The 20712-nt window shown below is 56.1% G+C and carries 15 protein-coding genes and 2 pseudogenes; 8 read left to right on the top strand and 9 right to left on the bottom strand.

Features of this window, described 5'->3' with window-relative positions:
* Positions 1 to 138 precede the first annotated feature (138 nt).
* The 4 genes from GOX88_RS19010 to GOX88_RS18995 all read right to left on the bottom strand — a co-directional run bounded on the left by GOX88_RS19010 (position 139) and on the right by GOX88_RS18995 (position 7370).
* A complete protein-coding gene (locus GOX88_RS19010; protein ID WP_170405490.1) occupies positions 139 to 1305 on the bottom strand; it encodes a 4Fe-4S double cluster binding domain-containing protein in 1167 nt (388 codons plus the stop codon).
* Between the two features lie 327 nt (positions 1306 to 1632).
* Complete coding sequence (locus tag GOX88_RS19005; protein WP_170405487.1) at positions 1633 to 3612, bottom strand: bifunctional 2',3'-cyclic-nucleotide 2'-phosphodiesterase/3'-nucleotidase; 1980 nt, start codon at positions 3610 to 3612, stop codon at positions 1633 to 1635.
* Between the two features lie 358 nt (positions 3613 to 3970).
* Complete coding sequence (locus GOX88_RS19000; RefSeq protein WP_170405484.1) at positions 3971 to 5998, bottom strand: FAD-dependent oxidoreductase; 2028 nt, start codon at positions 5996 to 5998, stop codon at positions 3971 to 3973.
* Positions 5999 to 6278: 280 nt separating this feature from the next.
* Entirely contained in the window at positions 6279 to 7370 is a 1092-nt protein-coding gene (locus GOX88_RS18995) for a helix-turn-helix transcriptional regulator (RefSeq protein WP_170405481.1), read from the bottom strand.
* 128 nt (positions 7371 to 7498) lie between these two features.
* On the opposite strand from GOX88_RS18995, the gene GOX88_RS18990 reads away from it, so the two are divergent.
* The gene (locus GOX88_RS18990) at positions 7499 to 8530 is read left to right on the top strand and encodes an alpha/beta hydrolase family protein (protein WP_170405479.1); all 1032 of its coding nucleotides are present in this window, start codon (positions 7499 to 7501) and stop codon (positions 8528 to 8530) included.
* Between the two features lie 51 nt (positions 8531 to 8581).
* Here GOX88_RS18990 and GOX88_RS18985 read toward each other — a convergent pair whose 3' ends face one another.
* The gene (locus GOX88_RS18985) at positions 8582 to 8977 is read right to left on the bottom strand and encodes a hypothetical protein (RefSeq protein WP_217354258.1); all 396 of its coding nucleotides are present in this window, start codon (positions 8975 to 8977) and stop codon (positions 8582 to 8584) included.
* Positions 8978 to 8987: 10 nt separating this feature from the next.
* Between GOX88_RS18985 and GOX88_RS18980 the strand changes: the two are divergent.
* A pseudogene (locus GOX88_RS18980) lies at positions 8988 to 9089 on the top strand (IS5/IS1182 family transposase); the annotation flags it as partial.
* 569 nt (positions 9090 to 9658) lie between these two features.
* Here the strand turns inward: GOX88_RS18980 and cueO are convergent.
* The 4 genes and pseudogenes from cueO to GOX88_RS18960 form a co-directional block, all read right to left on the bottom strand.
* Positions 9659 to 11221 (bottom strand): multicopper oxidase CueO, encoded by a 1563-nt coding sequence (gene cueO, locus GOX88_RS18975; protein WP_170405476.1) that lies wholly within the window; start codon positions 11219 to 11221, stop codon positions 9659 to 9661.
* A 651-nt stretch (positions 11222 to 11872) separates the two neighbouring features.
* Positions 11873 to 12628 (bottom strand): SDR family oxidoreductase, encoded by a 756-nt coding sequence (locus GOX88_RS18970; RefSeq protein ID WP_170405575.1) that lies wholly within the window; start codon positions 12626 to 12628, stop codon positions 11873 to 11875.
* Between the two features lie 448 nt (positions 12629 to 13076).
* On the bottom strand, positions 13077 to 13988 hold the full coding sequence (locus tag GOX88_RS18965; protein WP_170405473.1) for a homocysteine S-methyltransferase family protein: 912 nt from the start codon (positions 13986 to 13988) through the stop codon (positions 13077 to 13079).
* Positions 13989 to 14213: 225 nt separating this feature from the next.
* Positions 14214 to 14840, bottom strand: a pseudogene (locus GOX88_RS18960) (tyrosine-type recombinase/integrase).
* 147 nt (positions 14841 to 14987) lie between these two features.
* Here GOX88_RS18960 and GOX88_RS18955 point away from each other — a divergent pair.
* The 6 genes from GOX88_RS18955 to eutA all read left to right on the top strand — a co-directional run bounded on the left by GOX88_RS18955 (position 14988) and on the right by eutA (position 20709).
* On the top strand, positions 14988 to 16451 hold the full coding sequence (locus GOX88_RS18955) for a PLP-dependent aminotransferase family protein (protein WP_254443362.1): 1464 nt from the start codon (positions 14988 to 14990) through the stop codon (positions 16449 to 16451).
* 96 nt (positions 16452 to 16547) lie between these two features.
* Entirely contained in the window at positions 16548 to 17567 is a 1020-nt protein-coding gene (locus GOX88_RS18950) for a TRAP transporter substrate-binding protein (protein ID WP_170405470.1), read from the top strand.
* Positions 17568 to 17628: 61 nt separating this feature from the next.
* The gene (locus GOX88_RS18945) at positions 17629 to 18195 is read left to right on the top strand and encodes a TRAP transporter small permease (RefSeq protein WP_170405467.1); all 567 of its coding nucleotides are present in this window, start codon (positions 17629 to 17631) and stop codon (positions 18193 to 18195) included.
* Entirely contained in the window at positions 18195 to 19481 is a 1287-nt protein-coding gene (locus GOX88_RS18940) for a TRAP transporter large permease (RefSeq protein WP_170405464.1), read from the top strand. Before GOX88_RS18945 ends, GOX88_RS18940 begins: the two co-directional genes overlap by 1 nt.
* A 16-nt stretch (positions 19482 to 19497) precedes the next feature.
* Entirely contained in the window at positions 19498 to 19935 is a 438-nt protein-coding gene (locus GOX88_RS18935) for a universal stress protein (protein WP_170405461.1), read from the top strand.
* A gap of 9 nt (positions 19936 to 19944) precedes the next feature.
* The gene (gene eutA, locus GOX88_RS18930; RefSeq protein ID WP_170405458.1) at positions 19945 to 20709 is read left to right on the top strand and encodes an ectoine utilization protein EutA; all 765 of its coding nucleotides are present in this window, start codon (positions 19945 to 19947) and stop codon (positions 20707 to 20709) included.
* The last annotated feature ends 3 nt before the right edge of the window (positions 20710 to 20712 follow it).

Genomic DNA, 20712 nt, shown 5'->3' with positions numbered 1-20712 from the left:
GCGATGCAGCATCTTTGGTATGGCGAAAGTCTGCAACGGGCCGTCCCCGAAGAACTGACAGCTCTGTTGATGAAACCGCTCGCGGCGGGGAAAAAATCCATGCATGGATTTATGCTGAGGCCTCAATCATGTTTGAGGTCACGAGCTTTGCCACCAATCGGCGGGCTTGGTGCGTTTGCCGCGGTTACGGTCGAGCCAGAGTGCAACTTTGCGAAAGGGTGAGAACGCCAACTTCAACCAAAGACGGTGGCGCCATCGCGTGAAGTCCCGGTTGAATGGGCAGACGCGCATGCAAATGGCACAGTCAGAGGATAGTTTGGCCCAAAACCCGAAGCACTTGGCTGCGTCGGAGGTCCACTTGCGCACACCCTTGATGGCCGACGGGTCCTCGGTAGTCTCAGGCGGTCCATAAGGGAGCGCTTTGACGGGACAGGCATCTGAGCATTTGGTGCAGATGCTACAGAAAGCACGTACGCCCAATGGCCTGGGTGGATCATGCGCCAGCGGAAGGCTGGTGAAAATCTTGGAGAACCGCAAGCGCGGCCCGTATTCAGGTGTTATCACCATCTGGTTGCGGGCATATTCACCCAATCCCGCTTTGATTGCGTAAGGGATCACGAGACCGGTGTCGTTCATTGAGGCTGTGGCCTCATAGCCCAGATTCCGGATATAGGCCGCAAGCTGCATCACGATGCTGGCCTCGTGGGAGTATTCGCGCCCAGTGGCGGCACCAGCAAGAGCGGAAGGGTAGGTGGCAACGAGGTCCTCGTCCATCTGATGACCCAACACAATGACAGACGTCATACCCACTGGCAGGTCGTTGGGCGCGTCGGAGAAGTCACGGGTGTCAACGCGCGTTGCATAGAGCCAGCGGTCGTCCATATCGGTGATGCCACAGAGATCGGCACCAAAGAACTTCGCGATGCGTTTGATTTCCTTGGCCATCGCGGTGGGATCGTCTACCGGTTGCTGTGTCAGGGCGACGGGTGTGTCATTGTCGATGGGGGCCTGGAAGCCTTCGCGCTTGCCGATCTCGCCACCTCTTTCAGAGATCAAGTCTGAAATCAGCCAAGAGGCGTTTCTAAGCGCGAAATCGCGTTGGGTGAATCCATCACCACGACGGGGGGTAGCCTCCATCCGGTACGAGGCAAAGAAGGCGTCGGTCTGTTTGTTGCGGATACGCTCATCCCAGAAGGCCCGGGTAAAAATGTCATTGCGCTGGTTGAAACGCTCGAACTCGTCCGTGACATCAATGCCTGCAGCAGCGTCGTCCGCTCGTTGGGGATGGTTGGAGGGATAGCTCATGGGGAGACGATGCGATGAGGTGAGGCAGTTGTCAAAGGGTAGGGGACAGGATATCAGGTGCCACCAATTAGGGTGTTGTCACGTTAACCGTTGTTCGATTGCTCGTGCCCGAATTGGGACGTATGTGACATTGACGAAGTCATCGCCTATCTGGGAATTTGGACCGTACAGTTATTGCGTCGAAGCGAATGGCAGCATTACAGGCTGCGACCGCGGCACAATGGTTCAATGCTCAAAGTCGGCAATGGGCCGACTGCACTTAGAGCTCTCCCGCCACCGACTTCATCGTGTAACGGGAGTGCTAGTCGAAGAAACAGAGCCGTTGGATCAAAGCTTAATACGGAAAGCTGCGAAGCCATCCTTGCCATTTCCAGCGTCCTCTATAGAGACGCCCTTGACGTCATTCATATAGTCACGAGCTTTGGGACCAGTTTCGAATAGTACGGTCGTGTCGTCCAACGGGGCAAATGACCAGTTGGCGTCCGCTTTGGGGTCGATCGTGCCCTGTTCGACAATGTAACGTACGATGACATCACGGTTTGTGTCTGGTGCTTCGAAAACAATGGTATCGCCCATTGCACCGGGGAACGAGCCGCCGCCGGATGCACGGTAGTTGTTGGTGGCGATGATGAATTCCATATCGTCCGTAACCGGTGCGCCGTTGAATGCAAGATTACCAATCCGGGCCGCGTCGGGGTTTTCCTCTTCGCCCTTTGGTCCATAGCGCGACGGTTGTGACAGGTCGATTTGATATGTCACGCCATCCATCACATCAAAATTATAGGATGGGAAAGACGGGTTCAGCAGGATCGCGTCCTTTGAACCTGCTTCAATCTGATTGAACATGCCTGCCGACCGCTCAAGCCAACCTCTTACCTGCGCGCCGTTCACACGGACCGCACGGACCGTATTCGGATAGAGGTACAGATCGGCCACGTTCTTGATTGCGACATCGCCCACTGGAACATCAGTATAATACTCAGGGCCCCCACGCCCGCCGGCCTTGAACGGAGCAGCCGCTGACAGGATGGGCAAACCTTCGTGCTCGGTGCCTTTCAGCATTTCCTCGACATACCATTTCTGTGCGATCGACACGATCTGCACAGAGGGGTCATCCGCGACCAGCGCGAAATAGCTATGCAACGGGGCTGAAGTCTTACCGACTGCGCGACGGACATAGGCCAGTGTTTCGTCATGATCCTTTGCCACCGAATCCAGAACCTTTTGGTCATCGCCCACCAATGCGGTGATAGAGCGGTCCTCGTTGCGCTGCGATATCGGTCGCGCCTCGGAAGTGGTCGTGACCACGCGCCATTCGTTCCCGTCCCGTTCCAGCAGCAGGTCCAGCAGGCCAAGATGCGACCCCCAGAAACCGCCCATGACGGCGGGTTTGCCCATCAGCGTGCCTTTATCCACATCGATCCCAGGGCGGTCTGCAAAAGTGGGTGAGGGGAAGACCAGATGATTGTGGCCGGTGACCAGAGCGTCGATACCGTCAACGCCCGCCAGTACGACAGAGGCGTTTTCCATGCCATCGACGTGATCAGCCTCGCCAATTCCTGAATGCGACAGGGCGATGATCAGGTTGCAGCCTTGCTCTTTCATCTCGGGGACATAGGCCTGTGCCGTTTCGATGATGTCGCGAGCCTCAACATTGCCCTCCAGATGTTTGCGGTCCCAGTTCATGATTTGCGGTGGGGTGAACCCAATCACCCCGATTTTAATGGGATGCTTGGTTCCGTCGCCCAATTCGATTTCGCGATCGAGAATGGCGTAGGGGCTAACTAGCGTTTTGTCGTCTCGCGGAGCGGCACCTTTTTCCTTGGCGACATTGGCCAGAACCACCGGGAAGTCGGCGCCGGCAAGAGATTTTTCGAGGAAATCCAAGCCGTAATTGAACTCATGGTTGCCCAGCGTGGCGGCATCAAAGCCAACCGTGTTGAAAGCGGTAATTACCGGGTGGCTGTCGCCCTCTTTCATACCGCGTTCATAGGCGATGTAGTCGCCCATCGGATTACCCTGTAGAAAGTCGCCATTATCGACCAGAAGCGAGTTGGTCGCCTCGGAGCGGATTTCATTGATAATTGACGCCGTGCGGGACAGACCCACCGTGTCTCGCGGCTTGTCTGCATAGTAGTCATAGGGGAATACGTGAACATGGATGTCAGTGGTTTCCATGATCCGTAAATGTGCCTGGTTGTTGGCAGCTGAGGCAGAAAACGGGTGCAAGGTGATCGCCGCTGCGCTGGTGGCTGTTGTTGCAAGAAACTGGCGGCGCGACATTAGGGGACGAGCGGGGAAGGACATGGTTCACCTCTCAAGTGTGTTGGTCAACGCGCCTTTTGCATACTTATCTCAACAAACGCATGAAATGGGTTGTGCACTTCAAGCAGACGCATTTTGTGGGCGGCAGTGATGAGTATCATATCTTAACTTCATGTGTTTGCCAGAGTAATTCAGAAGGCGGGCCAAACCTTAAGTAGTCTTACCTCGCAAACACAACGAACGGCCGGTCTGAGGGGTAACTCCGCAGTAAAATCAGTGGTTAGTCAATGTCTGGTTTCGTCCGCTCGATACCTGTGAGAGTGGGTGCTTTCCTGACATTCGTTGCGCCAACACTGATGATCTGCGCCCATCTTTGATCGGCAGATGAGCATAGTTTCTTTCAGACCGCAGCACATACCCGCAAGGCATCGAGAATTGCGGCGTGCATGTTTCGGCTTGTAACTGCGTCGCCAATGCGGGCCAAATGGAATTGACCGCTCCGATTGGTGTCAACGAAGGGAAACGTTCCCCCAATAAGCGCCTTGTGTTCAACCTGCCCATGATTGCGCGAGCGTGGTTTGAGGTCGTGATAAAGCCCGTCCATCGGGGACAGGCCATGTTCGACGACTACGTGATCAACAAGACGTTCAGTGACATTCCCCGTCAACACATGACGCAGGCTGGCGCGAACTCGATCACCTTCGCGCACCAGGGAGGTGAGTTCTTGCAGGCAGGTGAAGGTAACTCCATTGGCAGCCAGATTGTGTAAGGCGACGGCAGAGGTCGTTGGGCCAAGGTCATGCAGAATTGCCCGGTCCGGAGTCACGAGGTTGACACTGCAACCATTGCCTGCCAGCGCGTCGGCCGTGACGGCCGCAGGGTGGTCGCCGACCTCATCGAACAACAGCACCTCGCCCGAGACACGTGCCTCACCGGACAACACCTCCCAGCTGGAGATCGTCAGATCACCTCCGGGAATGGCCAAAATTTCGGGCCAGCCGCCTGTCGCAATAATCACGATATCGGGGGCTTCGGACAGCACGTCATCGGCCTCGGCATAGGTGTTCAAGCGGATATCAATGCCAAGCACCGTCACCTCGGAAATCAACCAGTCAGCGACGCCCCAGACTTGTCTGCGCGTCATCCCCTTGGCGGCCAGAACCAACTGTCCGCCCAGTCGATCCGACGCTTCGAACAGCACGACTTCGTGACCGCGTAAGGCGCTGACCCGCGCGGCCTCCAATCCACCGGGCCCGCCACCGACGACAACCACTTTCTTTCGGGTTTCGCTGAGCGTGATGACATGAGGTAATGTCTGCTCCCGCCCCGTCGCAGCGTTGTGTCCGCAAACGGCAGGTTTGCCTTGATTGACCCGGTCCACGCAGTAGCCCAAGCCGACACAAGGGCGGATACGCTCTTCTTTCCCGCGCGCGAGTTTTTCCACCAGATGGGGATCAGCCATCTGTGCGCGGGTCATGCCCACCAGATCAACATAGCCGCCGGAAACTGCGTGGCGGGCCGTGGCAATATCCGCAATCCCTCCTGCGTGCAGGATCGGCAACTCGACGGCATCACGGATGCGCCCAGCCACGGTGATATGTGGAGCCGCCGGCAAACCCATGGGGCGCACCCATTCAGCCAAACCCAGATCATCGTAAGGCGCGCCGGCAAGAATGTTGAGCAGGTCGACATGGCCGGATTCTTCCAGCATCCGGGCGGCGGCAACGCAATCTTCGGCGCTCAGCCCTCCTTCGGTCAGTTCATCGCCGGTGATGCGCATCGACAGGATGATTTCAGAGCCAACTTCAGCGCGTACTGCGTCAAGAACTTGCAGGGTCAGAAGCATTCGGTTTTCCAACGCCCCGCCATATTCATCGTCCCGCTGATTGGTCAGCGGGGACAGGAACTGCCCCAGAAGGTGAGAGTGAGACAGAATCTCGATGCCGTCGAACCCGCCCAGCTGACAGCGTCGCGCAGCAGATACGAAATTACCGATCACGCGGTCGATGTCCTCTTGCTCCATCACTTTTGGAAAGGCGCGATGAGCGCGTTCGCGGATGCCGGAAGGGGCCAGAACCGGTAACCAATGCCCATCATCCCAGGCCGTGCGGCGCCCCATATGGGTGATCTGACACATGATGGCGGCACCATGTTCATGAACACCATCCGTCAGTTTACGGAACCATGGAATGATACTGTCATCACCGGCATAGAGCTGGCCAAACACCGATGGGCTATCAGGAGCGATATTGGTCGACCCCCCAACCATGGTCAGGGCGACCCCACCCTTGGCCTTTTCCTCATGATACAATCTGTAACGGTCCCGGGGATGGCCATCTTCGACAAAATTCGGTGCATGAGATGTGCTCACGATACGGTTGCGCAAAGTCAGGTGTTTCAATTGAAACGGGTCAAGTAGGTTTGCCACTTTCGTATCCCTTCGGCCAAATCTGCCGTTTGAAATCCGCCCAGGGTTGTGCCCGATGGCCAGTTTCAATGCCTGATGAGGTTCGTTGTCGAAGGTATTTTACTTGGGAAGCAACGCGTAAGAATTCACTGCTTCCGACATAGCTGTATGAAAAGACGACCAGACCAAGAGCTTCATAGGCGAAAAACTCGTTAAGCAGAGACGGAAACCTGACAGGCGTCGCTTGACCCGCCGCGGTTAGCTAAGGGCAGAACACTCGCTTAAATTCTACGTACCCAAGCTAAGAGCTTTGTGCCTGGGCCACATCGGATTTCAACGGTTGAACAACCGCGTCAGATCGCTGTTTTCCGGATGCGCGATATTCGATGGGCGCTTGTCCATACACCCTTTTAAATTCGCGATAAAAATTGGAACGCGACATGAACCCGGATTGCGTCGCGATCATTGCAACGCTTTGATCCGTGTCGGCCAGCAAGCGCGCTGCATGAGCCAGGCGAAACCGGTTCACAAACTGCGACATGTTTGTTCCCTGGACTCTGTTAACCGCAGAGGACACGTCGCGGGCGGGAACACTTAGGCGTCTGGCAAGACGCTGCACGGTAATGTTGGGCTCAAGGTACAACTGATGATCTTCCATCAGTTTCTCCAGCCGCGTTAGAAGTTCGGCATCGTCTGTTTGTGGTGCCGCTTTTGGATATGGCGCGGCACTCGACCTGGAAAACACCATCGGCAACGTAATCAGGGTGGCGAGCAGCAGAAAAACCATCGGAACGGTGCCATAAGAGATTAGTTGTGACGCATAGGCTCCCCCCGTCAGTGCAAAATCGATCGCAATTGCGCTGTCCAAAACCAATATGAAGGCGAGAAACCCGATTCCGCGCAACAGCCAGCTGGACACGTTCCCCGTCACGTTTACCGGCGCATGGATGAATGCGTCGGGCCCCCTGCGCCACAGCAAAAACATCGCGATGCAGTAGATGGCGTAGCTGGCACTGATCGCCAAATCGAGTGTCAGGAAGTTGTTCGAAATAACAAAGAAAAGCGCTATCAGAACAAGGGGCGCTCCCAGGTGCAGCAAGGCCAACCTGAAGACATGGCGTTTTTCGACCGTGAGCGACACGAAGCCCAGATACAGCAAAGGGCCAATAAACAACGGCAGCATGCGCTGGAGCGGGATTAGTTTTTCGGCGCCAAAACCGAACCGTAGGCCGACCAGAAACGACGTCATTGCACCCAGTCCGAAGAAGCCGGCAAAGAAGGCATTGGCTCGCTGCGGACCCAGATTCAGCCACCAAACCAACCCGGCAAGTACGGCACAGAGTAGCGCTGTCGTCATCGGGAGGGGCAAACTGACCAGCGTTGGGGTGTCCATCTGTCCTCTTTCTGCCGGGGCCTGTCCTCGATCAGGATCAAGGACAGGTATAGACAGCCCAACCGGTTGTTACAATTTGGTTCGCCGTTCACCTTCAATGTGAACAGCAACCAAATGTGGAACCTTTGATGACACGTATCTCATGCATAGTGGCCAGTGTATTTGTGGCTATTGCCACGATCGCACGGGCACAATCCTATGAACCAGCCATGGCAGATCTGAAGATTACCGACGCCGGCGGCGAACGAGATCTGTCGGGGTTTGTTTGGTACCCGACCGAGGCAACCGGACCCCTGACCTATGATTTCGAAAGTGAGGTCTGGGTGGGCACGCAGATTGTGAGGGATGCCAAACCCTCCGAAGGCCCGTTTCCCTTGGTTGTCCTCTCGCACGGGATGTATGGCAACGCGTACAATCAGGCATGGCTTGCCAGTGCCCTGGCGCGGAAGGGGTATGTTGTTGCTGCCATCAACCACCCAGGAACCTCGACCTGGTCGCGTGACCCCGATTTGACCCGACAATTGTGGGAACGACCCAAGGACGTCTCTCGTGTCATTGACCACGCAGTCACATCTCCTAAATTCGCCGAGCTTATTGACGCCGAGCGGATCTATATGGCGGGGCATTCCCTGGGCGGGTTCACTGCGGTTGCATTGGCAGGAGCACGATATGACGCCGCACGGTTGAACCGCTTTTGCGACGAAATACCGGACGAATTGGCGTGTAGCATTCTCGCCGATTGGAAGATCGCACAGACCGACGAAGACCGTGCGCAGATGGAGGCTGACCTTTCCGACCCCCGGATCGCGGCCTTCGCGGTCTTTGACCTGGGCGGCACGCAGAGCTTTTCGGAGGATAGTCTTGCTCAGATCGAGAAACCTCTGCTGGTCTTTGGTGCGCCGATCATGAGTTCTGGTCTGACGCTCGACATTGAATCACGCGCCTTGCTGCGCGCAGTTTCCCCTGGCGTTGCCAAGTACATCGAGCTGGAAACCTTGTCACATTTCGACTTCCTCGGGCTTTGCAAGCCGGGAGGGTTCGAGCTTTTGGCAAAAGAAGAACCTGGCGATGAAATCATCTGTATGGATGCTGGCCCGCTGCGCGAGGAAAAGCACCAGATGATCATCGCCGAAGTGTTGAGTTTCTTCTCGCAGCACTGAGGTATCGCAAATCAGTCGGTCAACCGTCATAGCACCGGTGTTTTTGGCCGGTCAGATTACCATCGACGACCCGCTTGGCTTTTGCCTCAATACCCCGGCGATGATCTCCAGGCCTTGCCGGAGACGGTCTTCCTGTGACTCATGACTAACACAAATTCGGACAGCCTCCGGTGCATCACCTGCATTCAAAGCGAAACTGCAGCCCTCGCTGACATAAACTCCCAAACGGGCGCACTCCGCATTGAAGACGTCCGCACGCCAGCCATCCGGCAGTTGCAACCAGACGTGGAACCCATCGGTCACCTGTTGCACCGCTTCGGCGCCAAGTGCACGTTGCACAAGTTGTTGGCGGTGGATCGCAGTCCTTTGTTGAACATTTGTGAGTTTCGCGGCGGACCCGTTCTCGATCAATCGGGTTGCCACCTCCAATGTCATTGGCGGCGTCATCCAAACGCTCAGATTGACGGATTGGCGACATGTGGCAACGCGCTACGACCGCTGCCCAAAAGTCTTTCTGTCTGCCATCTCACTCGCAGCGATCGTCATTTACTGGCTATGAGGCCGGAGCCTGATCGGCTGCCAACTGTGGTTCGACAACTCTGTTGTTGTAGCGGATTGTCCATCCAATCAGCATTGTCACCAGAATTAACAGCGCCATCGAAAGCGCAGCAAAGCCCCCAAACTCCCGGTCAAGCAGAGGGGCGGAGACCAGAAAACCGCTCCCGATTATCGAGGCGAGCGGGGTAACAGCGGCGCGCCAAATCGCGGTTCGTGAAAACGGGGCGAACAGCAATCCCACAAGGAAGGTTGCTCCAATGGCCACAAAGGTAATTGTTGGTATCAAATCAACAGACCTTTCCGGTTCGGGCGTGTTCTTCGCTTCTTGAGGAATTCAATCCGAGCTAACTACTTCTAACTGTGTTTCGGCCTTTTCCCTATGATTTATCCAAGCAGTGTTTTTTCGGCTGTTGTTGAGAAAATACCCTGACAGGTGCCATTGTGCGTTTCTGCCGTCCATAGAGATGTCACACATGAGTGTGCTGCAAATGACCGGTTTGGTGAAGCTGCACGGCAGCACTAGCGATCACAATGAGGGCCCGTTTTGTGCCGAACGGAGAACCAACAAAGTCAGCTAACGGTAAACTGGGCCATCATGCCAGAGTCCTCATGTTCGAGTATATGGCAGTGGGTCATGTAGGGCGTTCGGGCTTCGGCAGCGTGCGGGAAATTGACCAGGATCTCGGCAACGCCCCCCTTTGAAATGGCGACGGTATCTTTCCAACCCGCCAGATGGGCAGGCGGGGGATTGTCATCCATGGAGAGCACCCGGAACTGACATCCGTGGATGTGAACAGGGTGCAGCATGGTATCGCTGTTCTCATCGATCCGCCACCGCAACAACGTGTTCTGTTTCACCGAGAATGGCTTGGCGTCAAGCGCGAAGGATGACCCGTTGACACCATTGGCGGTTGACCGTTCTGCTTGGGATAATGTTGGTCCATCCACAATCACCTCGGTCAATTTTTTAGCCACCGACGCGTCGGTCGAACCGTCCGTCAGTTTCTTCAAACCGGCTTTCATCAAGGCACCCATGCCTTCGTCGTCACGGTTCATATTCATGGTTAGCGACTGACTCAGGGGCGGCGGCGTTGTCGGGATCGACGGCAGTGTAACCAGCGCGTCTGGCAACGTTCCGGCACCTTCTGCTCCTGTTGGATCGATGGTGATCAGCGGCAAGGGTTTATCAAATGGCGGCAACCGCATGATTGGCTGATCGACTGGCAAGGTCACAAGATCAAACGATTGACCGTCACGTGCGTCCACGAGTACCTCGAAACGTTCTCCGGCATGGACGAGAAGCTCGTTCATCGACACATGATGTTCGAGGAGCCCACCGTCAGACCCTATGACATGGATCGAACGGTTGTCCGAAGCGGCCAGCCGATAGCTCCGCGCATTCGACCCATTGAGAATACGTAAACGAAGCCATCCTTGCGCAGTTTTGGCAATTGGATATGTGGACCCATTAACCAAAGGTGTGTCGCCGACGTAGCCAACGGTCACTGCTGCGAGATTGAAGCGATGGAAAAAGGATCCATCCGGCTTGAAACGCCGATCCTGAATGATCAGCGGAATGTCGTCGACGCCCCAGTGCGACGGCAATCCCAGACCATCACTTTCCTCGTCGCTCACAAGAAGTAACCCAGCGAGTCCTTTGATCACCAGTTCAGCGGTTGCGGGGTAAATGTGAGGATGAAACCAAAGCGTCGCCGCCGGCTGATCAACGATGAGCGGTACGCGCCAGGTATCGGCAGGTTGAATGACCTGATGCGGACCACCATCGGCATCACCGGGTATTATTAGGCCATGCCAGTGGACTGTGGTCGGCTCGGGCAGCGCGTTCTTAACATGCATCACTACGTCCTCGCCGCGGCGAAGGCGCACCGCCGGCCCGAGGAATGGCCCGTTGAAGCCATAAGTGGGCGTCGGGGTTCGCCTGCCAAATTGCATTGTTCCCGATTGTGCGGCCAGATGTATCTCTCCTTTTCCATCGCTGAAAAGTTCCGGCGGAATCTGGAGTTGCGGTCGGGTATCAGCGGCGGCCAAATGGGACGCCATAGGTAACAGTACACTTGCGCTACAAGCTGCGCCGCCGGCGACAAATGATCTGCGTGTCGGTGTTATAAGCATTTTGCGTCACCCTTTTTCTGCGGGTGTTCCGGGACAGCACAGGGAACACCCCTGAGGTTTGATACTGCAAGCTTTCTGGGTGGCTGCTTCGTCGAAGGGCGTCCAAATTGGCGGTTTCCAACTTCTTGAGCCAAATCCACCTGAGGGGTCATGCCAAATCCAGTCACCCCCTCGAGATCAAGTATGAAGCATTCCAACCAATATGCAAATCGGGTTGGTTTGCGGTCCTCTGGAGGGTTGGACTCGTTAAACCGATCCGTTGCGCGGACAGTGAGTTCGAAGGAGCCTGGATCATGCAGCTGCGGCGAAAGTCCGGTCTGGTAAAGCTGTACCGCGGCGCTTGACTACATCGGTTGTGGCTGGTTTGGACCGACCCGCGCCGCCCTATAAATACAGCCGGTGTTTCTGCAAGGTGTGCAGTACGTCGCTCGGTGAAATCCTTTCTGAGGACGCCAGTTTCCCGATCGCCGCAAATGCGCTCGATACGAAGTTTGGTCTCAGGAACCAGTTCCACGAGTTTGTTTCCGAGAAACCGCACTGGTATGACATCTGCGATGACGCCCCGCAGTCGGTAGGGCATCCCTTGTTCTGATCCGGGTCTGTATCACGGCATGGATGGGCCATTGGCCACAGAGGGCCAACGGCAAGATCTCAGAGCAGCCGGACCGATATGCCGCCATCGGCGACGAGTGGCGTCCCGGTTACGAAACTCGACCGGTCCGACAAAAGGTAGAGCGCCGACTGGGCAATCTCCTTAGGCTCGGCCAGGCGCTTTACCGGATGCAGGTTGGCGATGAACGCATGTGTGTCCGGGTCGTCGCCAGCCATTGCCGTCATTGTTCCCCCAGGGAGCACGGCATTGACGCGGATTCCGTCGCCCGCATGTTCCGAGGCCAACGCCTGCGTGAAGCCGATCATCCCCGCCTTGGAAGCGGCATAAGCGGCCATTCCCGGCATTCCCCCATTGCTGAACCCGACGAAGGAACTGGTGAAGACGATCGCCCCTTTTCGCTGCGCGGCCATGACCGGAATCTGGGCTTTGGCGGCGTAGAACGCACTGGTCAGGTTCGCCGCAATCACCGCGTCCCAGTTCGCAGTGCTCATCGTGGAAACCGGGCTCATGTCACCTATGATACCCGCATTGTTGAAGGCACCATCAACCGCGCCGTATGTCTCCAACGCCAGTGTCACCAAGGCCTTCGAGTAAGCTTCATCAGTGACATCCCCGGCAAGACAGACCGCTTGACCATTGCTTTGCGTGATCTGCCCGACCAGCTGGTCCAGTTCGGCCTGCCGCCGCGCTCCGAGGATGACGTTGGCGCCTTCGGCTGCGAAGAGCAGCGCAGCCGCCGCCCCGATGCCACTGCTTGCGCCGGTCACGATGACAGTCTTGTCTTTCAGTTCCATAATCATGCCTTTCCACTATTTCGCATGACCATGGGTCTATCGGGCCGCCAGCATTCCAATCGACCCGTTTCCTGCTACTGGTTTGGGTGCGGGGTCCAATACGCAAGAATCGGGTCGAGAGGTGCAGCGGGCCGGGCGGACACGACATGATGGCAGACGACCTGCGCGGGTGCCTACCGTGCAGTTTGACCGGGGCCTTCTTACTTCGGCTTAAGCGGCTGGGTCAGACGTAAAGGCCGGTCCGGCAAGAGGCAGCTTTGTCCCGCGACCCAGTCATTGCCTCTGCGAAAATGCTGCGCGATCGATCAAGGTCCGGTTCGACGGGCCTCGCTGCAGCGACGGCGCGCGTGATCCAACGGCGGGATTGGGCCGCTCATAACAAATTGAGGAAAGAAATCACGGTATCGCCTCAGATCTCAGCGCTAACATGCAGATTGAACCAAGTTGGCTACGCTAATTCGCTTACAATCGATTTCAGGTGGCGCATGTCGGTTCCGCAGCACCCTCCAAATACTTGAATCGACGGATTCTGCCGCGCAATCGCGGCAATCTGCTTACCAAGTTCAATTGGATCGCCTTGGTCCAGCTCATCTGCTTCGTCGAGTTCCGCATGCGAGCAACTCGAAGCGTTCGCCACCACGCCTCGCAGTCGGGGGTGCTTGCCAAGCGCTCCGGCGAAATGGGTCGGATGAGCGCAGTTGACCATAAAAAACAGCGCCGCCGAGTCGGTTGCCCTTTCGATCTGATCAATTCCGTCCACAAGTTTTGTTCCGTCCGCCAGGCACCCGTCTGTCTCAACAACCAGAGACATGATAATCGGCAGATCAGCGTCTCGGGCGGCGAGGATGCATCCCGCTGCTTCGCTTGGACGGTTGAATGTATAAGCGGTGACCAGGTCGACGCTTGTGTCTTTCAGGCTGCGCATTTGAGCGGCGTGGTATTGACGTGCATCTTCCGCAGATACCGGCGGGATGTCGGCGTAAGGATCATGGCGCGGGCCGATGCAGGCCGACACCAGTACATCATCGCGAGCGGCAGCCTGGCGCACGTCCTCCATTAGACTGACCGCATCTTTGTTCACCTTAACGAGCCGTTCTGCATCGTATCCCAAGGGCGCTGCCCGGTCGGCGTTCGCCATCCATGTGGGCGCATCAAGGATGCATCCGACACTCATTTCACGGGCGAGATCGACAAGAGCCTGCATTTGACCGGCCAGTATTGCCCGGGTGCCAGGTTCTTCCAGCAATGGAAACGACGCGAAACCGGGTAGATCAACTCCATGATTGAATATCAGGTCGGTGCCAGTTCCGGCGTAAACCAGAAAGGTCTTGTCACCTTCAAGTGGGAGCTGTCGCGCCATTCTGATCCACGCCTATTGCCGTTTCGCTTTCACAAGAAACCTACATTGTCTCGGGTCTCCTGTGAACCTTGGGGCGACGACAGGGTGTCTTCCGTGAGCATGACCTCATCTTCCCGGGCAACTCTCAAACGCAGCGAATATCTCCTTCGGCGGGCCGCACCGCAGCGTCATCAAGCCATGGCCAATGGCCGAAGTGGGCCGCCCATGTAGGCAGCCTCCCGGCGATTACATTTCACTGGCCTCTGCGATGGCCAATGCATCTTCGAGTTCAACACCTAGATATCTGACTGTACTGTCCATCTTGGTATGGCCGAGTAAGAGTTGGACCGCGCGCAGATTGCCCGTCTTCTTGTAAATTTGGGTGACCTTCGTCCGCCGCATGGAATGCGTGCCATATGCGCTCGCCTCCAAACCAATAGACACCACCCAATCACGCACTATTCGAGCGTATTGGCGAGTGGAGATATGCAGGCGTTCATGAAATCGCCGGGGCCAGAGGTGTTCCGACCATCAGTTCGTCTTTCATCCACTTTGCTACAGAAATTCGTATGCCCTCGGATATCTCGAACCGCACATGTTTCCCAGTCTTGCTCTGCAACACCGATGCCCGTTCCCTGATCTGACCAGAGGCCATTGCGTCGGCGACTTTCAACTTCACTGGATCACAGCCACGCAACTTGCTTTCGAGGGCCTTGTTGAACAAGGCGAGGTCACGGTGGTTCTTGGCCAATTCCGGCCGAACTCGGATCGCCCAGACATGCTTGGGTTTCAAGGGTCGTTTCTGCCCGGCGACGCGGCCCTTTTTCAGGCGGGGCGAAGTACACGTATGGCAGGTAAGATTGGTGTTTCCATGACTGATCCTCTGATCCGCCATACCTTCCCACAACGAAAACCCGACGTTGACGAGTGACCATATCACGAGACACTTCGTTGCCTCTGATGTCGGCTAGAAGCTATTTTACCGCACTGAACTCAGTAAGCCACTCATCAGGTCCAAACATGGTGGAGGACGATGCCAGAGAAAGGATCGGTATTGCCAAACAATTTCGATCAATTCTAATGTACAGCATGACAATATGGCTCCCAAATCCCGACGCCCTGACTCCACCGCTCCACATTAGCCTTGCGGAGGCTATCGCTAAGGCCATCTCGGACGGGCAGCTGGCGCAGGGCACTCAATTGTTGACCCACAGAAAAATGGCGGAAGAACTGGGTCTAAGTGTTCATACTGTTAGCAAGGCCTACGAAAACCTTCGGCGGCAACGGTTGATAGATGGGCAGGTCGGGCGTGGGAGTTATGTGCTGGACCCTGAAGCGGCAAACGATCAGCCTTTCAAGTTAAGCTCGGAAAGGAACGACGAATTTGATCTGTCAATTTCCAGGCCAACTTTCTCGCATGAGCATGTAGAGCGTTTTCAGCAGGCATTGAAGGAGCTGCCGAATGGGCTCGACCCAAGTTACTTTTTGTCCTGTCGGCCAAATGCCGGTCATGACGCACATCGGGCGGCCGGTGTGAAATGGCTGGAACACTGCGGGCTTGAGGCATCGCCCGAGCGGATCATCATGACCAACGGCGTCAGCCACGGCATGTCTGCAGCGCTGTCAGCGCTGACGCGTCCGGGTGATACAGTGGTCACTGGCAAGATGACCCATCATTTGCTGGTGTCAGGATGCTCATATCTTGGTCTTAACCTTGTTGGGCTGGATGTTGATGCCGATGGTCTCCTGCCAGAAGCGCTTGATAAGCAGTGTCGTGATGGCCACGCCAAGGTTTTGTTTCTGCTTCCTTCTCTTGCCAATTCCACGGTTGAGATGATGCCGGAAGAACGCCGTGTCGCCCTGGTCGAAGTTGCGCGTCGGCACGGATTACACATTATAGAGAACGATGCGCTGGGGCCTGTAGCCGAAGACCGTCCGACGCCGGTGGCTGCACTGGCACCGGAACGTACGATTTACCTGACCACATTTACCAAGTGCACCGTGTCAGGGTTGCGTGCCGGATACATGGTCGCCCCAGAACACCTGCTTCCGGCGTTGACAGGTCGCATTGTCGTCTTCGGTTGGATGGCGACGCCCTTGATGTGTGAACTCGCGACCCGGTGGGTGTTGGACGGCACAGCAATGGAATTAGTGCATTGGCAACGGCGAGCCCTTGCCGAACGGTATGAAATTGCGTCACAAATTCTGCAGGGGCATGACTGGCTCGGGCATCCGTCAGCTCTGCATCTTTGGTTGCCATTGCCCGAAGGTTGGACAACGTCCAGCTTTACCACATACGCCCGTCAGCTAAAGGTTTCGGTAGCGCCCGACGCGCCATTCCTTACACCGCAGGCGACGTCTCGGGACGCAGTGCGCGTTTCTCTTGGCAGCGTTCAGGAGCTCAATCGGTTCAAGCAGGCTATGAACCTGATTTCAGAAATGCTGAGCCGTGCACCTGATGGAGTAGCTTCCGTCGTGTACTAACATTGTCACGTGACAATAAAAAAATTGACATGCAGTACAATTGCTCCCAAACCTGTCGCAGCGGCATTCATAAGCCGACGCGACATGGAGGAAATCATGGTTCAATCAATCAAACTTAACCTCGGTGCCATAGCGGCGACAGCGATTGCATTCACTGCTGGAACTGCCGTGCATGCCGACACCTGGCGCTATGCCTTTGAAGAGGCGATGACCGACGTTCAGGGTGTGTACGCCCAGAAATTCAAAGAAGAGATCGAGGCAAATTCGGATCACGAGGTGCAGCTGTTTCCCTATGGCACGCTCGGCGAATCTGCCGACATCATGGAGCAAACGCAGGACGGTATTCTACAGTTTGTCGACCAGTCGCCCGGTTTCACCGGCTCGCTAATCCCCGAGGCGCAGGTTTTCTTTGTACCCTATCTGCTGCCAACCGATCAGGACCATCTGGCGCGTTTCTACAAGGAAAGCAAAGCCATCAACGATATGTTCAAGCCACTCTATGCCGATCAGGGTCTGGAGGTGCTCAACATGTTCCCCGAGGGTGAGGTGGCAATGACCACCAAGACGCCGGTGACCACGTGTACTGATCTGAACGAGGTCAAGTTCCGCGTGATGACCAACCCGCTGTTGGTCGAAAGCTACAAGGCCTTTGGTGCGACGCCGACGCCGCTGCCATGGGGCGAGGTTTATGGTGGTTTGCAGACCAACGTGATCCAGGGGCAGGAGAACCCGACCTTCTTCCTGTATTCGACAAAGATCTATGAGGTGACCGATTACATCACCTATGCGGGCCATAACAACTTCACCACCGCGGTAATGGCCAACAAGGACTTCTATGACGGGCTGAGTGCCGAAGACCAGCAAGTGGTTCAGAACGCGGCGCAAGCCGCTTATGACCACGTGGTGGTGTATCAACAGCAGGCAGCGGAAACCGAGTTGGCGAAAATCATGGAAGCCAAGCCCGAGATGAAAGTGACTGTATTGTCTGATGAACAGCGGGCTTGCTTCAAAGAGGCAGCCGCAGAGGTCGAGGCGAAATTCATCGAGATGACCGGAGACAGCGGTGCCGCGATCCTTGAGCAGATGAAAGCCGACCTTAACGCGACAGCGAACTAACGCTCACTGAATGGAGCGGGCCGAACGAGTTTCGGCCCGCCCTCAGGCGACGGGGTAGATCATGGACAATCCTCACGACACGGCGTTACCGGGCTTTCTGGGCGTTCTGGACACAGCAATCAGCCGCATCGAGTCTTTCTTGTTGGCAGCGGGTGTATTGTTGATGGCGGCCAATACGGTGGCAAACGTCGTGGGTCGTTTTGTTCTGGGCAATTCCATCTTCTTTTCCGAAGAACTGAACCGCATTCTGATTATCCTGATCACATTTGCCGGGATCAGCTACGCAGCCCGTCATGCGCGGCATATCCGGATGTCGGCAATCTACGACGTACTTCCGCCACAGATGCGCAAGGCTTTGATGATAGCGATTGCCGTCATCACCGCCGCCTTCATGTTTTTGCTGTGCTACTACTCGGTCAAATACATCGGTGCGCAAGCTGAACGCGGCAGGGTTCTGCCTGCGCTGCAGATCCCGGTGTGGATCATTCTGGTCTGGGTCCCAGCAGGCTTCTTTATGACCGGCACGCAATATCTGCTGACAGCTGTGCGCAACTTAACCTCATCCAGTATCTACCTCTCCACCCATGTTCAGGAAGGGTACGAGAGCGAAGAGGAGGTTGAAGTCTGATGGCCGCAACGATCTTTCTGACCATGATAGTCCTGCTGTTGCTGGGATTCCCGATGATGATCCCGCTGATTGCCGGGGCTTTGGTAGGCTTTTTGATGATGTTCGGTGATCTGGGCCGGACCGAGACAATGGTGCAGCAGATGATGGCGGGTATCCGGCCAGCTTCGCTGATTGCGGTGCCGATGTTCATTTTCGCCGCGGATATCATGACGCGGGGTCAATCCGCCGGGCGGTTGATCAACGTGGTGATGGCCTATGTCGGTCATATCCGGGGCGGCCTAGCAATATCGACCGCAGCCGCCTGTACCATGTTTGGTGCGGTATCTGGATCGACGCAGGCGACGGTTGTAGCCATCGGGTCGCCTTTGCGTCCGCGTATGCTGAAAGCGGGCTACAAGGATAGTTTCGTTCTGGCGTTGATCGTCAATGCCAGTGACATCGCTTTTCTGATCCCGCCCTCGATTGGCATGATCATCTACGGTGTTGTCTCCAGCACGTCGATTGCCGAGCTGTTTATAGCAGGCATCGGGCCGGGCCTTTTGATCCTGATCCTGTTTTCGATCTACAGCTATATCTACGCCGTGCGGAACAACGTTCCCACAGAACCTAAGGCCAGCTGGTCCGAACGCCTGAAAACCATGCGCGAAGCGCTGTGGCCAATGGGCTTCCCCGTGATCATCATCGGCGGCATCTATGGTGGAGTATTCAGCCCAACCGAGGCGGCGGCCGCCTGTGTCCTGTACGCGTTGGTGCTTGAGGTAGTCGTCTTCCGCTCAATGACATTGGCCAATGTCTATGACACGGCCAAATCTACCGGTCTGGTTACGGCAATTGTCTTCATTCTTGTCGGTGCCGGCGCGGCATTCTCATGGGTGATCTCGTTTGCGCAAGTGCCACAGCAAATTCTGGGCGCAATCGGAGTGGCCGATATGGGCAGCATCGGCGTCCTGTTCGTGATCTCGATTGCCTTTTTCATTGGCTGCATGTTCGTCGATCCGATCGTGGTCATTCTGATCTTGGTTCCCGTCTTTGCACCAGTGGTTCAGTCGGTCGGACTCGATCCGGTGCTGGTCGGTACGATCATCACACTGCAAGTCGCCATCGGCTCGGCTACGCCACCATTTGGCTGCGATATCTTCACGGCTATCGCCGTGTTCAAACGCCCCTATGCTGAGGTCGTACGCGGCACCCCACCTTTCATCATCATGCTTTTGGCAGTCTCTGTTGCGCTGATCTTCTTTCCCCAAATCGCCCTGTTCTTGCGCGATCTGGCCTTTTCAAAGTGATGGGAGGAAACTTGTGATGTTCAACTCTATCCTCGTTCCCTTCGACGGCTCTCAGGGGGCTGAGGCAGCCTTGGCCAAAGCCTCGGAACTGGCGCAATTGTGCGGCGCAAAGCTGACGCTTCTTACGGTCTACAGACACCATTCGCTCCTTGAGGCATCGATGCATGTTGTTCGATCAGATGCGCCAGACGATCTGGATGACATCATGCGCGGCCATGCCAAGCAGGTGGCTGAACGCGGCAAGAGTCTTGCTGAGAAGAATGGAATTCAGAAACCCCGCGCATTTGTCAAAGCTGGACCGGTGGCTCGGACGATCACCAAATTTGCCGGTGAACACGAAAACGATCTGATCGTGATCGGCAGTCGGGGGTTGGGCTCACTCGAAGGGGCGTTGTTGGGCAGCGTGTCTCACAAAGTGACCAGCATGGCGGAAACGCCGGTTTTGATTGTTTAGGATACACAAATGGCGCTTGATATTCCGTCCATTCCTTCGCGCATCACGGCCCGGCTTGATGACCGCCCGGTGCGCAAACGCATTGCGCTTGTCGCGTTGGCCACTGATCACACGTCTGAACGGGATTTCGCCCGCATCTGCGACCCTGATCTTGTCGGCGTCTATGTAAACCGTATCGGGTTCGAGAACCCGACGACCAAGGAAACACTTCTGCGTACCGGCCCCCGCCTGACCGAGGCGGCCACTCAAATCTTGCCGGATGAAGATGTGGATGTGGTCGCTTATGCCTGTACTGCTGCCTCGATTGTTCTTGGCAATGACGCAGTCACCCGCCATCTGAACGCGGCCAAACCGGGTACACCCTGCGTAACGCCAAGTTCAGCAGCTTTTGACGCATTCCGGGCACTGGGTATCAAAACCGTATCGGTGCTGACCCCCTATAGCGCGGATGTGACCGAAGAGCTTGCGCAGTACTTTCAGGCAAACGGGCCGGATGTGATCAGCGCCAGCCATTTCGGCCTGACTGATGATCGCGACATGGCGCGGATATCCCAAGACAGCATCATCGACGCCGGAATTGCGGCCTGCGACCCAAAGGCAGATGCCCTGTTTATATCTTGCACTGCCTTGCGCGCGGCAACCTGCGTGCAACGGATTGAAGACCGACTTGGTAAGCCCGTTGTGACCTCGAACCAGGCGATGGTCTGGCGGTGCCTGCGTCTTGTTGGATTTGATGATCCTGTGCCGGGATATGGCAAACTTTTCGAACTCTGAACA

The organism is Ruegeria arenilitoris (assembly GCF_013030985.1).
Lineage (GTDB): Bacteria > Pseudomonadota > Alphaproteobacteria > Rhodobacterales > Rhodobacteraceae > Ruegeria > Ruegeria arenilitoris_B.
The sequence above is the reverse complement of the archived record's forward strand: the minus strand, read 5'-3'. Positions and strand labels throughout refer to the sequence as shown.